Origin of the sequence: Blautia sp. HCP3S3_B11 (assembly GCF_052064435.1) — a bacterium.
Taxonomy (GTDB): Bacteria; Bacillota; Clostridia; order Lachnospirales; family Lachnospiraceae; genus Blautia_A.
Genome location: NZ_JBQHVP010000015.1, coordinates 20,493 through 36,572 on the forward strand (window position 1 = coordinate 20,493; position 16,080 = coordinate 36,572).

Below are 16,080 nucleotides of genomic sequence, written 5' to 3' on the forward strand. Positions count from 1 at the left end.
AGGATTGAATTCCGCACTTTTAAATACGGATTAAACCTCAAAAAATCCCCGGATGATCCGGGGATTTTTTTTGCTTTTTTAATTATAAAAACTTGATCTTATTCAGCGTCTGTGCTGTCTGTAGAAGCAGAATCTGTACTTTCTGTCTCTGCGTCATCTGTGGATGCAGTACCGTCTGTTGATTCTTTATTATCAGCGGTTTCTTCTGCGTCTGTTTCTTCTGTATCTGTGGCAGTATCATCTGCAACTGTGTCTTCGCTGTCTGTGTCTTCAGAAGCAGTTGTATTTTCAGTATCAGCATCTGTGCTGTCTGCATCATCCGTTGTATCTGTTGTCATATTTGAAATGTAATTGTCAAGTGCAGTAGTATCCATTACTGTATTCTGAACCACATTCTCTTTGGCTCCTGTTACTTTGACATATGCAGAATATCCAATCCATGCAACGATCACAACACAAATAAATGCCCAGGCAAACATTTCCAGTCCAAAAAGCATTTTTTCTTTCTTGTCTGCTTTGCTATGCTGTCCTTTTCTGGCCTTATAAGCATCGACTTTCTTCTGGCTCATGATATATCTCCTTTGCATCTAATATTTCGTATTTTCTGATTATAGCACACTTTATTGCAAAAGAAAATAGGCAATCTATTATACAGCAACGATCACTCCGCCGTCATTTGCATACATCGAACTTACGCCTGCTGTGTCAAGAACTACGATCTTCGCAAGTTTCATTCTTTCCTCAAAAGCTTCTTTGAGGACCTGTGCTCTTGCAGGACAGTTGCAATGACTGATTGCCAACACTTTTTCAGCACTGTCCGGAGTTTTTGCAATCACCTGTTCCACCATTTTGATCATGGCACGGTTCATTCCTCTTGCCTGATCCAGCTGACAGATATTTCCATCATCTGTAGATCCCATAACCGGTTTGATCTTTAATGCACTTGCCACTAAAGCTTTCACCTTGCTGAGGCGTCCATTCTTTCTCAATGTATCAAGGTTCTCAAGTACAAAGAATGTATGCTGTCCTTCAATATAGTGTTCTACTGTTGATACCACCTCTTCAAAGCTCATTCCCGCTTCTTCACATTCCTGGATTTTCATTCCGATCAGGCTCTGTCCGATGGATGCGGAACGTGAATTAAATATATGGATTTTTTTATCCGGATGATCCTCCAGAAGAAGATTTCTGCCAAGCAATGCACTGTTATAAGATCCACTCAATTCAGAAGATAAAGTTACTGCATAAATATGCTCTGCCTCACAATCATACGCCCTCATATATCTCTCCGGTGACGGGCAGGCTGACTTCGGGCATTCCGGGCAGTCAGCCACTTTCTTAAGAAAAGCCGCCTGGTCAAACGCCTCATCATCTATGATCTGCTCAGCTCCCACCATCAAAGTCAGAGGGACTGATTCAAAATGTTCATCATCTTTCCATTCATCCAAAAGTTCTCCACAACTATCTATGACAATCTTATATCTCAATTATATCGTCCTCTTTTCCATTATATGTAGTATTCAATACCAGATATATATTATCATACTGATTTACATTTGAAAAGACTTTTTCATAAAAACGCTGTTCTTTTTTTCAAAAGTGATTTATAATAAAAAAACGCTCCATGCAAATTACAGGGAACGCTGTTGAATCCACGAAATAAGTATTATAAAAAATGTGTTGTAGAAAGAGGTGTTGTATGCTCGCTTTAAGAATTATTGATATAAAAGATTTTATGAATAAGCTCCTGATTGGTGAAGTATTTGATCATTTTTCCTTTATTGAATCATCTATTACAACTTTCAATACTTTCACTATCGACGGCAAACTTCAGCACGATTTCTTTGATACAGATACAAAATCTGCTCTTCTGGAAAAATCTGCCGAATATTCTCTGTGGCATGATGTAAAACCATTCTGTTTCTCTGTTATACGCGGCAAACGCACACCATTGAATTTCAAAATCGTATTTGAGCTTTCTCACGAACAGGTGCAGTCTTTGTTAAGAAATGAAAGTCTCCCTTCAGACATTCCCGTCCGCAATTTCTACCTGAATATCCAGTATAAAAATCAGGCACTTTTATGTACAACAGGTGTTTCCTACACTTCCTTCAGCCTGGACAAACGTCTGGAACATCTCTGGGATGATTCTCTGGTCACTTTTTTCTCCAGTCATCATATTTCCTGTGAGAAATTATAAGCGGCCTTATTATTTGTTATCTGTTCCTGCTTTAGCAGAACAATACAGATAATACACCAGAATATCTATAAACTCACTGTTAGTCGGTTTATCTGACATTGTACATCCTGCGATTTCCTGCAATGTATCTTTATGGTTCATCCAGCACAAATTTACCAATGTCCTGATATTATGTTCTACATTAGAAGGTGTTGATTTATATTTTCTCGCAATGATCGGATAAATATCTTTCGTCACCTTAACCGGACGTTCATGTATTCCCTGTGCCATCTCCACAGCATCTGCAACATAATAATATCCCTTATACTTTGACGTTGCGCCTAATTTTCTAATAATTCCATACACTTCAGCCATACTTCGTTCCTCCTAACAATCTCCATAGCCTGTATGATCACAGGTCTGGCATCTCTTTTATTTACACACATTTTTTCATAACGTAAATGGAAGATACAGTAATTGTCATTCGGATTTTCCGTTACCCAGTTACCATATACAAAGCATACGGCAACCGTTATACTTCTTATGGATTCGACATGTTATTAAAATATCAGCAATTTAATCATAAAAATTTATAAGACATTTGTCAATACCAATCGTCAAAAAAGTACTATATTTTGTTTTTTATTTAGGCAATCGGATATTCGCAATCCGCTTCCGCTACGTGGCTCTACACCGAATAACTGCTTCGCAGTTTATCAGGAGGGTCTTGTACCCCTCCTGATACAAGCAAGTCCCCACCCACTGCTTGTTGTTCGTTATGGGCGCTTAACTCACTATCTGACGGATTATTTTGTTATCATCAGCAGGATTTCATTGCTTCTCTGAACAAATTTTGTCATTTCCTCAGGTGAGAGCTGTTTATGGCTCATCATTGCAAGGTCGTACAGCTGCTCGCAGATTACAGACGCTTTATCAGATTCCTTATTCTCTGCCAGATATTTAACCAACGGATGATTTGCATTCAGAACCAGTATTTCCTGTCCGCCAAACATATTCGGATCCATTCCGTACATATTGTACATTTTCATCATATCCTGCATACGGCGGCTTTCTTCGGAAAGAGTCATCATTGCAGATACATTTTCATTCTTCAGATTCTCTACATGTACTTCCAGTTTATCCTTGTGAAGATTCTTACGGAAAAGTTCTGTCAGTGCTTTTACAGTTTCTTCGTCTGCTGTGCCTTCACCCTTCATTTCATCTGTAAGGTCAGCGTCGATTCTCTTGAACTGTACATCCTGATGTTTCTGTTCCAGACTGGAGATAAATGCGCTGTCGATGTTATGTTTCAGGATAACAGCATCCTTTCCTGCCTCTTTGAACATATTAATATACTGGCTCTGCTGAACCTCATCAGTTACATAGAAGATTACGGTCTTCTCAGGCTCTTTCTCCTGTGCATCTTTATTTTCTTCAGATGCAGTATCTTCTTTCTTCTCTTCTGTCTGATTTTCTGGTTCTTCTGTTTCTTTCTTGTTCTCTTCAATGCAATCTTTCAGTGTCAGATATTTGCCTTCAAGATTCTTAAAGAGTACATAATCTCCCATTTTCTCTGCAAATTTAGTATCTTTGATGCAGCCATATTTAATGAATGGGCTGATGTCATCCCAGTATTTTTCATAGGATTCACGGTCTGTTTTGCACATTCCTGTCAGTTTATCTGCTACCTTCTTGGAAATATACTCGGAAATCTTCTGTACAAATCCATCATTCTGCAGTGCACTTCTGGATACGTTCAGCGGCAGATCCGGGCAGTCAATTACACCTTTCAGCAGAAGAAGGAATTCCGGAATTACCTCTTTGATATTATCTGCGATAAATACCTGGTTGTTATACAGTTTGATTGTTCCTTCGATAGAATCATACTCTGTATTAATCTTCGGGAAGTACAGGATACCTTTTAAGTTAAACGGATAATCCATATTCAGATGAATCCAGAATAACGGCTCTTTGTAATCCATAAATACTTTACGGTAGAATTCCTTATAATCATCATCTGTACATTCATTCGGATGTTTCATCCAGAGAGGATTGATATCACTGATGGAAACCGGACGTTTATTGATCTTTACTTTATCCTTTGCAGGGGAAACTTCAACAACTTCCTTCTCACCATTCTCGTTTTCTTTCTCTTCTGTCTTAGCTTCTTCATGAATATGTTCAATAACTACATCGTCATCTCTTAATTCAGCTTCATCGATCGTCTCATATTCCTGCGGTGCGTTTGCCTTGGAAAGATAAATGTGAACCGGCATAAAGGAACAATATTTCTCCAGAATCTCACGCATACGATATTCGTTTGCAAATTCCAGACAATCTTCATTCAGGAATAATGTAATCTCTGTACCGATTGTATTCTTGTTGCCTTCCTGAATATCATACTCTGTACCACCATCACAGGACCAATGTACAGGCTGTGCACCTTCTGTATAAGAAAGTGTATCGATGTGTACTTCATCTGCTACCATAAATGCAGAATAGAAACCAAGTCCGAAATGACCGATCATCTGGTCATCTGTTGTTTTATCTTTGTATTTCTCAAGGAACTGGGTTGCACCTGAAAAAGCAATCTGAGTAATATATTTCTCAACTTCTTCAGCAGTCATACCGATACCATTATCGATAAATTTCAGCGTCTTTTCATCAGGGTTAACAATTACCTGAATTTCCGGTTTATATCCTTCCGGGAAATTATATTCTCCCATTACTTCCAGTTTTTTCAGTTTTGTAATCGCATCACATCCGTTGGATACCAGCTCTCTTACAAAAATATCATGATCGGAATATAACCATTTCTTAATAATCGGGAAAATATTTTCACTGTTGATTGATAAACTTCCATGTTTTACAGCCATGCTGTCCACACTCCTTTTTTTGTATTTACTGCAACTTTTTATCTGTAGTTGCTTCTCTGAGAGATATAGTAATACCATTTAATCCAAAAGTCAAGAAAAAATTAGCACTCATTCAAAATGAGTGCTAACAGTTTGTTTTATATTTAATTTTTCCTCTTTTTATAAACCACAACACCTGCGATACATCCTGCCGCAATCACCAGAATGATCACAAACGGCGCGATATTCGTTGTATCACCTGTCTTTACAGCAGATTTTGCAGTTGCTCCGTTTGGCTGTGGAGTTGGAGTTGCCGTTACTGTCTGTGCCTGAGTAATATTGAAGTTTACCTGTTTGGTATCCTGCTCTCCTGTATTTTCCCACTCTTTTCCGTTATACATCTGGCGGTCAAATACAACAGTCAGTGTATAAGTCCCTGCTTTTGTAATTCCAAATGCTGCCGTATACGGTGCACTGCTCCAGCTGTTTGTGTTGATTACTTTCCAGTTATATGGTACATAGCGGACATCTCCCTTTCCAGGACTCTCGTTATCCATACCTGCACCAACTGCAGTGAAAGTAATCTTGGACTGCGTTGTATATCCCTCAGAACTGATTCCTGTGATCTTATTATCTGCCGGATCTGCAATCTTCGCTTTGCGAACAGTCTTAACTGTAAATTTGACATTTACCTTTGCACTGACGTTCTGATCAGTATTAACGGCGATAGCTTCTGTATAAGAACCAGCCTTCAAACCTTCTTTTGGACGAATCTTAAATGTCGCGCTCTCACCCGGTGCAAGTTCTGTAGCAGAAAATTTACCAATTTTAAAGTTCTTAGCTGAAGGCGTATTTAAAGTAACATTTGTATTTCCTTCATTTGTCACAGTAACTTTCTGTGCTTTCGGTGCTTCGCCGTATCCGGCTTTTGTATTTCCAAAATCCAGTTCTGTCGGATCAACAGATAATTTGTAAATTTTTTCCACTTCAGAAACAGCAATCGAAGCATTTACTGTTGACAGCACTTCTTCCAGTCCATCAGCGTTTGTCTGCATAATCTGGATACTGTCCATATAGTCTCCGGCTGTCAGTCCTGTTACCGGAGTTACTGCAAATTCAGCGGTATCTCCCGGATTCAGTTCTGATGCAGAAAGTTCTCCGATATTAAAATATTCTCCCACCGGCTGTACCAGTGAAACTGTTGTATTTCCTGTATTTGTAAGTGTAACTGTTGTTGAATCAGGAGTATCATACCCCTCTTTCAAATCATCATAATTAACAGAGGCCGGATCTGCCTGAATCTCTGTAATCTGCTGTTGTGCTTCTTTTACTGAAATTTCAGCAGTCACCTGTGCGGTTACTTCTGAATCTTCATTGCTTCCAAATATCAGAGTATCGCTATAATCTCCCTTAGTCAGCCCTGTCTTTGGCTGTACCATGAACATAATGGATTCCCCTTTGGCAAGCTGTGTTCCTGATACAGCTTCACTTCCATCCTCATTCAGTACATTAAAGTATTCTGACTGTGGTATTCTCAGTGTAACAGCACTGTCGCCTGTGTTTGTTACTGTTACAGACAAAGTCTCATTTGCCTGTGTATAATTTTCCTCAACATCACTGAAATTCAATGTCCCGGTATTTATATCCAAAGACTGTGCTTCAAGAGATGCGTCTGTATTATCATCTGATGCCGGCGCTTCTGTATCATCTGATGTCTTTGAATCATCCGGTGTTTCAGCCGGTTCTGTGGTGTCAGCCGGTTCTTCTTTTGGATCTTCTACTGGTTTCAAATCCTCGTCATCTGCGTCAGATGATTCATCCTCAATCGTAATCTTTGCTTCAAAGGATACCTCTGTTCCCTCTTCTGTCTCATAAGTGATCACGTCATCGTAATCTCCGGCTTCCAGTTCTTCTCTTGGCTGTACCCATACGTTCACAGATTCGCCTGCCGCCAGTGGTTCTGTAATATCAGCAACCATAAAATGTTCCGGGCTGATTTCCTGGAAATTTAAGGTTTCACTTCCTATATTTGTGATCTGCACATACTGTGCCTCAACATCTTTGAGATTACTCTGCGCTGTTCCAAAATCACAAACCGGATCTTCACTGTCTTCTACAGATGCAACAGCCTCATAAGCTTCTTTGCTGTCTTTTCCCGCAGTGTCTTCTGCGTTTTCATCTGTTTTGTCAGTCTGCACATTTCCATTTTCATCTACCTGAAGCTGTTCTTCTGTATAGATTTTCATCTGAGAATCATCAGTTCCCTCTGTGCTGCCTGTCTCGTTATATGTCTGATCAGACGCATTTTCCCGTGAACCATCCGTCTGCTGTGCACTCTCATTATCGTAGTCAGTCTGTGTTTCATCCAACTGGCCTTCTGTTTCCTGCACTTCATCATTCTGTGAATTTTCTACATTCTGATTCGCATCTGTCTGTGTTTCATCAGTAGTCTGATTCTCAGAATCCTGATTGTTCTCTGTTTCATCTGTAGTCTCCGCCAGCTGTGCTTCCTCCGTTTCATCCGGATTCTGCTCTGCAAGGGCTTTCGCCTCGTCCTCTGTAGCCGCTACTTCTAATGTTTTGGCTGTCAGCGTTCCTGTTAGACCACTTCCGTCTATCGGTGTGATATCAAGTTCCAGTTTATATCCCAGATCCTCCTGAGTAATCGTATACGTTTTCTCAGTCCCTATCTGTGTTAATTCCTTCTCTCCTGTCTGTCTTGACCAGGAAAAAGTAAAATCTTCATCTGTCACTCCCTCCGGTGTGACCTTTGAGTAATCCGCGCTCACAGTTACCCCTACTGCTGCAAGCCCTTTAACCTTAAGCTTGCCACCAAGCTCTCCTGACGGAGCTGCCGCAAAAACCATGGATGGAATCAATGAAATAACCATCATCACAGTCATCACGATTGCAAGAAATCTCCTTCTCTCCATCTGTAGTCCTCCTTTTCATTTATAATAGAATTGTGATTTCATTACTGTTCATTGCATCTCCTCAATATATTTCGCAGGATATTTACAATGAGTGGCAATGACATTTTCTTCATTCTCTGCATAAAGCCATTATAACACTGTATTTTAAGAAAATGTAATCTGTATTTTTCTTCCTATAATATCAAAAAGAGCCACTGTAAACTTCATTACAGCAGCTCTAAATTACATTTTACACCTATGGGTACTTATCCTGCACCATTTACCAACAATAATTAACGTTCATACCATCATTTCCAAGACAGATACTGTTGTTTTATCCCTCTACGATCAGATATTTTCCATCTGACAGTGCAAAAACTTCGCTTGCTTCTTCCAACTCTTCATCTGACATTCCATCCACATCAGCTCCGACCTCTTCCAGATACTCTCTGACCTCTTCGATAGAATCTACTACCTGTGCCATGCAGTCCTCAAGAAAAGCTTCTGCTGCCTCATAAGATTCTGCCACCGGCTGTGGAAAAAGCTGCTCCTGATTTTCCAGAAAAGTATTGATACATTCTTCTGTAAACATTTTAAATTACCTCCTCAATTTCTCCCTTTGCCAAAATCAGCTTCTCAAGGATCGGTTCAACCCGTTCTGTCACATAGGACACTGCTGCCCGTACCCCCTCCTTAGAATGAGCCATGGCAAAGCCATATTTTACTGCCTTAAGCATCTCTATATCATTATATTCGTCTCCGAATGTCAGACATTCTTCCGGCGAAATATGATATCTCTTCTGATATTCTATAATTCCCTTTGCCTTATTAGTACCAAAAGGGATAAAATCAATCCATTCATTTCCCGACGTAACAACCACACAGTCTTTTCCAAATCTTCCGGTCCAGTATTTTACGGACTCTTCGGTAAGACCACCCGGCTCAAATACAGCCAGCTTCATAATCGGATCTGTCATTTCATCCAGACTTTTTACAAATCTGCACTCATTTTTTACTTCATATAACATATGATCATGGAATTTCTTTGTCTTCGGCATCAGATAATGGTAATCCTTTGCTGAACAGGTAAACTCTGCATCTTTCTTTTCCATGATTGCAGAAATGATCTCATTTGCAAGTTCCTTGTCAAAAGAATCCTGATACAGTACTTCCCCATGATCTACTGCCAAAGCACCATTTTCGGAAATATAAGAAATCTCTGACGCAACAGGTGCAAACAGTTTTCTCATATTCGGGTACTGTCTGCCACTGGCTGCAACAAATATAATTCCCATTTCCTGTAACTGTCTGATCAGTGGAAATATCTCTTCCGGCAAAGATTGTGCTTTATTTAAGAGCAAAGTTCCATCCAGGTCACTGGCAACTAACTTAATCATTTCCATGTTCCTCGCAAATCTTTACTAAGTCAGTCGGTGCTTCGGCAACTATATCTGCGCCATTTTCGTTGAGTTCCTCACGGTCACGGAATCCCCATAATGCACCAACTGTGAACATTCCTGCTGCTTTTCCTGTTTTCATATCTGTGCTGGTATCTCCTACATACATGCACTCTTCTGGTTTTACACCAAATTTCTCAGCAACCATCAGAGGACCGTCCGGAGCAGGTTTTCTGCGGATTGCATCACTCTGTCCGACCACCATGTCAAACTCTTCTCCGAAAAGCTGCGCGATAACTTTTACAGCTGCCGGATGCGGTTTGTTGGAGCAGACTGCCAACTTCATTCCATGTTTCTTCAGCTCTTTCAATGTCTCTGGCATTCCCTTATAAGGAACTACTTTATACATCGGATCTGCTGCAAACATTTCTCTGTAAAGTCTCTCTCCTTCCTCATAATGAGTAAGCTCCGGGTCCCCGGCATCTTTAAGTGCACGGCGGATCAGCATGCTTGCACCTTCTCCGCTGTAATATCTGAAATTATCCACTGGAAGTGTCTTTAAACCAAATTTTTCCATGATAACGTTTGTGACATATGCCATGGATTCCAGTGTATCAGCTAACGTTCCATCCAAATCAAATATACATGCCTTAATCATCTTTTGTCATCCTCTCAAGTCAATTCCTGATTTCTTCATTTCATAAAATAATCTGGCGGCCGGAAGCCCTACCACATTATTGTAGTCTCCATTAATTCCTTTTACATATATTCCGAAAAGCCCCTGAATTCCGTAGCTTCCCGCTTTATCCATAGGCTCTCCTGTCGCAACATATTCTCTGATTTCTCCATCTGAAACCGGATAAAATGTCACATCCGTACTCTCATAAAAGGTATGTTCCTGCCATTGTCCATTCTTTTTCTCCAATACAGAAACACCAGTGTATACCTGATGGGTGTTCCCCTGCAGTTTCTTCAGGGTATTTACTGCATCTTCCTGATCGTGTGGTTTTCCAAGAATCATATTCTGAAACACTACCACTGTATCAGAACCGATAATTACAGTTTCCTCTTCGGCATCCTCTACTGTCGCTTTAACAGAAACCGCCTTATCTCTTGCCAGCTGCGCAACTGCCTCTTTCGGGTCATCAGAAGTCCTATTCTCGTCTCCTGATGCAGGTATCACTTCAAATTTCACGCCTGCTCTCTCCAGCAGTTCTCTTCGTCTGGGTGAAGCAGATGCTAAGATAATTCTTCTCATATATAAACCTCTTCTGTTGCTGTTCGAACGCTTTTATTCTGTGAAGTGTTTTTATCAGCGCCCTCTTCTTTCGTGTCATAGTATACCTTGTATCTTTTTGCTATGCAACTGCTTTCAGAAAAAGTTTTGCTTTTCTTTTTATGCAAAACGTATTAAAATATGAATAACCTATCACTAATCTGTTTCATATTCGCAGAAATAGGAGAATATCAGAAAGGAGTTTATGATTATCATGGCTAAAATTAATAAATACTGGGGATTTGTTGCAGTCGGCGCTCTTACCGCAGCTGCTGCCGGTGTCGTTGCCGCTATTATCGCAAAGAAAGGATCCTGCAAAGAGGATTTTGAAGATGACTTTGATGATTTTGATCTGACAGACGAAGAAGAGAAAACTGAGGAAAAAGCTGACGAAGAAGCTGAAACTGCAGAAGATTTCCAGTCCTGGGAACATACAGGTGAGCAGGCAGAGAATGACAGTGCAGAAGACAAAGCTGACGAAGTAGCAGCTGAATCTGATTCAGAAAATTCAGAAGAAGCTCCTGAAGCAGCCACAGAAGTTGAAATCAAAGATGCTGACGAAGAGGAAGAAGATGCCGACGATCCAAAAGACTTCGAAGAAGCTATTGAGGCAGCAGCTGAATCTGAGGAATGAATCAACTTGTCGGCACACTAGCAGATATTTTTAATCATATGGAAATTTATATCACCAAAGCATTACAGCGTAATTATACTATATGTTGCAAACAGCCAGACGAATAATCGCCTGGCTGTTTCTTTATCTTTTATTACATTATGCTTTCGGCAGTTTAAATGAGCTCTTAAGAGATACGATACGGTTAAATACAGGTGCTCCCTCCTTAGAGTCATGGATATCTGCGCAGAAGAATCCTGTTCTTACGAACTGGAAGCTGTCATAGCCTTTTGCTTTCATCAGTGCAGGCTCTACATAAGCAGTAACTTTAGTCAGAGAATTCGGATTTACGTTCAGTGAACCGTCTTCCTTGTTGTATACACCTTTTTCCTCATCTACGATATTCTCATAGAGACGAACTTCTGCTTTGCCAGCCTGGCTTGCTTCTACCCAGTGAATTGTTCCTTTTACTTTTCTGCCATCCGGTGCGTTTCCACCCTTTGTTGCCGGATCATAAGTACAATGTACTACGCGTACTGTACCATCTTCGTCTGCTTCGTATCCTGTACATGTTACAAAATATGCATTCATAAGACGAACCTCTGTGCCAGGGAACATTCTCTTATATTTCTTAGGCGGATCTACCATGAAATCCTCTCTCTCAATATAAAGTTCTCTGCCAAATGGCATCTTACGTGTTCCAAGTTCTTCGTTCTCCATATTATTCGGAGCTTCCAGATACTCAATTTCACCTTCCGGATAGTTATCGATCACAAGTTTGATCGGATCAATGATTGCCATCAGACGCGGACGTTTCAGTTTCAGGTCCTCGCGGATACAGTACTCAAGCATTGCGTAATCAACAGAGCTGTTTGCCTTGGATACACCACAAAGTTCAACAAACATCTTGATAGATTCCGGTGTGAAGCCACGACGGCGCAGTGCTGCGATGGAAACCAGACGCGGATCATCCCATCCGTCTACGATTCCTTCTTCTACAAGTTTCTTGATATAACGTTTACCTGTGACAACATTTGTCAGGTAAAGTTTTGCAAATTCAATCTGTTTCGGAGGCTGCGGATATTCCAGTTCTTTTACAACCCAGTCATACAGTGGTCTGTGGTCCTCGAATTCCAGTGTACAGATGGAATGTGTGATTCCCTCGATTGCATCTTCGATCGGATGAGCGAAGTCATACATCGGATAGATGCACCATTTATCGCCTGTTCTGTGGTGTGTCATATGAGCAACACGATAAATAACCGGGTCACGCATATTCATGTTCGGAGATGCCATATCAATCTTAGCGCGGAGTACTTTCTCTCCGTCTGCATATTTACCCTCTTTCATCTCCTCGAAAAGCTGAAGATTCTCTTCAACAGTTCTATTTCTGTATGGGCTTTCTTTACCTGGCTCTGTAAGTGTTCCGCGGTATTCACGAATCTGATCTGCTGTCAGGTCGCATACGTATGCTTTTCCTTTCTGGATCAGCTTTACAGCAGCTTCATACATCTGGTCAAAATAGTCAGATGCAAAGAAAAGTCTGTCTTCCCAGTCAGCACCCAGCCATTTGATATCAGCTTTAATAGAATCTACAAATTCGCTTTTCTCTTTTGTCGGGTTTGTATCATCAAAGCGCATGTTGAATTTGCCGTTATACTCCTGAGCAAGGCCATAGTTTAAAAGAATAGATTTCGCATGACCGATATGAAGATATCCATTCGGTTCTGGCGGGAAACGTGTATGCACGGTGTCATAAACACCCTCTGCTAAATCTTTATCAATAATATTCTCAATAAAATTCTTGGAAACTGTTTCGTTCTCCATCTTTTTCCCTCCTGTTTTTCGTATTTTATACATATTTCATGTCACTGCATCATCTGCCCGTACCCACAAAACCAGTATATCCGTTATTTTCAGTTATAGTATAAGTACATTTTATTAACTATATTGATTTTCCTTCTATTAAGCACAAACGAATGAATTTATATTATCATTGGAAATTCCATCTGTCAACTGTTTCCACAATGGTGGCAAGCCTTATTTTATGCACTGTTGAGGCTGATAGTGGCGTGTGAACAGTAACGACTGCATTTATCTGGAATCTGCTACTTTTTTTGTATATTGCACTTTCATCTTGCATATGCTATAATGCCGGTAGGCAGAAAGAAATTACAAGTCCACGTGGACAAAAAGAATAAAGCCCCCGGTATTCCCAGTACCGAGGGCTTCTTCTTGTTTTTTAGTGTAGACAAGAAACTGCCAGGTTAGCGTTGTCCTACTTATTGCCGTCTATCCATTTATGATGTAGTGGCAAGCTACACCAGCCATCAAGGAGACAATAAAAGAAATTACAACATCCACGTAGATCATCTCCTCCCGTTGCCGGGTATCGGTTGGACAACACTGTAGTATATCATATCTCTTATATCTTTAGAAGTACAAAGAGTTCTTAAACGTTCATAAAATAATATTGAGTTTATTCGTGCATAAGAACTTGCAGAGGATAATGATTGTTCTTTCAGTCAATATATTAATCTGGTGTTAAGAGACTATATCAAGAATCCAGATCATACAAAATCATATGTATTTTGAAGATGTCTCATTGCAAACAACTCATCTCTAACATAACACAAAAAGCCCATAAACCCTCTTTATTTTGATAGCTTATGAGCTTCTATTTTTATTTTCAAGCATTAAAAAAAGCTGATGACGGGAATTGAACCCGTGACCCCTTCCTTACCAAGGAAGTGCTCTACCTCTGAGCCACATCAGCATCGTGTCAGATTTACCGCTCACATTTGGATATGTTACCAGAACTTAACCGTATTGTCAATCCCTATTTTTTAACTTTTTTATTTTTATAAAAATTACCTTCGGTTAAAATTCTGTATTTTTTTATTTACGGAGCTGTTCCAGTTGTTCTTTTATTTTGGTGCGGATTCTGCGGAGTGCGTTGTCTATGGATTTTGGTGTTTTTCCCATAAGTTCGGCAATCTCTCCGTAGCCGTTTCCTGCCAGATAGTATTCCAGTACCTGATTCTCCATCGGGCTTAATGTGGTGGTGATCTCTTGTTCCAGATTCTCAACGTTTTCCTGGTCGATGATGATCGATTCCGGATTTTCTACCCAGGTATCACCAAGATGTTCTTCGTTCTCTCCGTCCTGCTCACTGAGAGAGACATATGAGTTAAGCGGCTGATGTTTCTGCCTGTTAGAACTCTGGATTGCATTGTAAATCTGTCTGTCCACGCATATGCTCGCAAAAGTCTGAAATGTGGCATCTTTGTCCGGCTGGTAGTCGCGGACTGCCTTAAACAGTCCGATCATACCTTCCTGTATCAGATCATCATTCTCCCCGCCTATCAGAAACATAGTCCTTGCTTTCTTGCGGACCATGTTCTTGTATTTTTCCATAAGATAGTCGAGAATCTCTGACTCTCCGTTTTTAAAGCGAAAGATTAATTCTTCATCCTTGATTCCGTCATACTGTTTCATCAATTTAAACCTTCCGTTTTCCATAAATGTTGCTATTAACTGAAACAATTCTATTCTGCTGCACAACCAATACGCCATTTACACCAAAACAGATTAACCACATAACTCTCTAATAACTAATGTAAATATGGCACTTATTTCTTCTGCATTCTCTGACGTACGATCTCATAGCCGAGTACACCTGCTGCTACTGATGCATTCAGGGAATCAATATCCCCCTTCATCGGAATAGATGCTACAAAATCACATTTCTCGCGAATTAGTCTGCTTACTCCCTCACCTTCGTTACCGATCACAACTCCGATCGGACCTGTAAGATTCAGGTTATACATAGTTTCTCCGCCCATATCTGCGCATACAAACCACATTCCCTGCTCTTTCAGCTCATCAATGGTATGTCCCAGATTTGTCACTTTTGCAACAGGTGTATAGTTTAATGCACCTGCTGAAGTCTTGGCAACTGTAGAGGTCAGTCCTACTGCACGTCTCTTCGGAATGATCACGCCATGTGCTCCTGCCAGGTTTGCAGTACGAATAATTGCACCGAGATTATGAGGATCTTCAATATTATCCAGAATAAAGATAAATGGATCTTCCCCTTTTTCCTTTGCTTTTACAAGGATATCTTCTACGCTTGCATATTCATAAGCAGCTACCTGGGCGATCACGCCCTGATGTGCACCTGTCTCACTTAACTGATCCAGACGCTCTTTTGCCACATAATTGATAATCGTATCTTTTTTTCTTGCCTCTCTGGCAATAGTGCGGACTGGTCCATCCTGGCATCCATCCAGGATAAACAGCTTATCTACACATTTACCGGAACGAAAAGCTTCCAGGACTGCATTGCGTCCTTCTATCTGTTCACTCATATCTGATCCTCTCCGATTCCTGCACGAACCAGTTCTATGATTCTGCCGAAATCATCTTTTAAATATAAATATCCCATCAGAGCTTCAAATCCGGTTGCTCTGCGGTAATCTGCCATTGTTGCGTGCTTTGCCATTGTCGGGGAGTGCGCATTTCTGCCTCTTTTATAAACACTGTGCTCCTCTTGCGTAAGCATTGGTTCGATCACTTCCATCATAGAAGACTGTGTGCCTGCTTTAACCAGACTGCTTGCCTTTCTGTGCAGCTGATTTACCGGACAGTTTCCTTTTTTCACAAGAACCGTGCGGATCACCAATTCGTAAACACCGTCTCCGATATAAGCTAAAGTCAAGGGTGAGTAAGACCTCATATCATTATCTTTCAGATGAAATGCCTGATGAAGCATCCCTTTCAAACCGATAATGTCCATTCCACTACTCAAATCGCCTTTGCTTTCAGAATCTTTTTCAATAGCAACAG

General features: G+C 40.5%; 15 protein-coding genes and 1 tRNA gene. 2 read left to right on the plus strand and 14 right to left on the minus strand.

Annotation, left to right across the window (positions count from 1 at the left end):
- Positions 1-98: 98 nt before the first annotated feature.
- Complete coding sequence (locus tag ACTNC0_RS12645; RefSeq protein ID WP_441087652.1) at positions 99-569, minus strand: hypothetical protein; 471 nt, start codon at positions 567-569, stop codon at positions 99-101.
- Positions 570-647: 78 nt separating this feature from the next.
- Positions 648-1,487 (minus strand): DegV family protein, encoded by an 840-nt coding sequence (locus tag ACTNC0_RS12650; RefSeq protein ID WP_441087653.1) that lies wholly within the window; start codon positions 1,485-1,487, stop codon positions 648-650.
- 212 nt (positions 1,488-1,699) lie between these two features.
- On the opposite strand from ACTNC0_RS12650, the gene ACTNC0_RS12655 reads away from it, so the two are divergent.
- Positions 1,700-2,200 carry a DUF5721 family protein gene (locus ACTNC0_RS12655; RefSeq protein WP_117844709.1) on the plus strand — a complete coding sequence of 167 codons (501 nt, stop codon included), beginning with the start codon at positions 1,700-1,702 and terminating at the stop codon, positions 2,198-2,200.
- A gap of 9 nt (positions 2,201-2,209) precedes the next feature.
- Here the strand turns inward: ACTNC0_RS12655 and ACTNC0_RS12660 are convergent, their stop codons facing one another.
- From ACTNC0_RS12660 to ACTNC0_RS12690, 7 genes are all read right to left on the minus strand, one after another.
- Positions 2,210-2,554 (minus strand): sporulation initiation factor Spo0A C-terminal domain-containing protein, encoded by a 345-nt coding sequence (locus ACTNC0_RS12660; protein ID WP_441087655.1) that lies wholly within the window; start codon positions 2,552-2,554, stop codon positions 2,210-2,212.
- A 431-nt stretch (positions 2,555-2,985) separates the two neighbouring features.
- Positions 2,986-5,055, minus strand: coding sequence for a molecular chaperone HtpG (gene htpG / locus ACTNC0_RS12665; protein ID WP_441087657.1), 2,070 nt, complete (start codon positions 5,053-5,055; stop codon positions 2,986-2,988).
- Positions 5,056-5,198: 143 nt separating this feature from the next.
- A complete protein-coding gene (locus tag ACTNC0_RS12670; protein WP_441087658.1) occupies positions 5,199-7,967 on the minus strand; it encodes an Ig-like domain-containing protein in 2,769 nt (922 codons plus the stop codon).
- 313 nt (positions 7,968-8,280) lie between these two features.
- Positions 8,281-8,538, minus strand: coding sequence for a glyoxalase (locus ACTNC0_RS12675; protein ID WP_441087659.1), 258 nt, complete (start codon positions 8,536-8,538; stop codon positions 8,281-8,283).
- A gap of 1 nt (position 8,539) precedes the next feature.
- Entirely contained in the window at positions 8,540-9,343 is an 804-nt protein-coding gene (locus ACTNC0_RS12680) for an HAD family hydrolase (protein ID WP_441087660.1), read from the minus strand.
- The gene (locus ACTNC0_RS12685) at positions 9,336-10,001 is read right to left on the minus strand and encodes an HAD family hydrolase (RefSeq protein ID WP_441087662.1); all 666 of its coding nucleotides are present in this window, start codon (positions 9,999-10,001) and stop codon (positions 9,336-9,338) included. Before ACTNC0_RS12685 ends, ACTNC0_RS12680 begins: the two co-directional genes overlap by 8 nt.
- Before the next feature lie 6 nt (positions 10,002-10,007).
- A complete protein-coding gene (locus ACTNC0_RS12690) occupies positions 10,008-10,601 on the minus strand; it encodes a Maf family protein (protein ID WP_441087663.1) in 594 nt (197 codons plus the stop codon).
- Positions 10,602-10,833: 232 nt separating this feature from the next.
- On the opposite strand from ACTNC0_RS12690, the gene ACTNC0_RS12695 reads away from it, so the two are divergent.
- Positions 10,834-11,253: a hypothetical protein gene (locus ACTNC0_RS12695; protein ID WP_441087664.1), complete on the plus strand. Its 420-nt coding sequence runs from the start codon at positions 10,834-10,836 to the stop codon at positions 11,251-11,253.
- A 138-nt stretch (positions 11,254-11,391) separates the two neighbouring features.
- On the opposite strand, the gene ACTNC0_RS12700 is transcribed toward ACTNC0_RS12695, so the two are convergent.
- The 5 genes from ACTNC0_RS12700 to ACTNC0_RS12720 form a co-directional block, all read right to left on the minus strand.
- Complete coding sequence (locus ACTNC0_RS12700) at positions 11,392-13,059, minus strand: glutamine--tRNA ligase/YqeY domain fusion protein (protein ID WP_441087665.1); 1,668 nt, start codon at positions 13,057-13,059, stop codon at positions 11,392-11,394.
- A gap of 877 nt (positions 13,060-13,936) precedes the next feature.
- Positions 13,937-14,008, minus strand: a tRNA-Thr gene (locus ACTNC0_RS12705).
- A gap of 122 nt (positions 14,009-14,130) precedes the next feature.
- Positions 14,131-14,730 carry an RNA polymerase sporulation sigma factor SigH gene (gene sigH, locus ACTNC0_RS12710; protein ID WP_441087666.1) on the minus strand — a complete coding sequence of 200 codons (600 nt, stop codon included), beginning with the start codon at positions 14,728-14,730 and terminating at the stop codon, positions 14,131-14,133.
- A 134-nt stretch (positions 14,731-14,864) separates the two neighbouring features.
- On the minus strand, positions 14,865-15,602 hold the full coding sequence (rlmB, locus tag ACTNC0_RS12715) for a 23S rRNA (guanosine(2251)-2'-O)-methyltransferase RlmB (protein ID WP_441087667.1): 738 nt from the start codon (positions 15,600-15,602) through the stop codon (positions 14,865-14,867).
- Positions 15,599-16,030, minus strand: coding sequence for a Mini-ribonuclease 3 (locus tag ACTNC0_RS12720; RefSeq protein WP_441087722.1), 432 nt, complete (start codon positions 16,028-16,030; stop codon positions 15,599-15,601). Before ACTNC0_RS12720 ends, rlmB begins: the two co-directional genes overlap by 4 nt.
- Between the last annotated feature and the right edge of the window lie 50 nt (positions 16,031-16,080).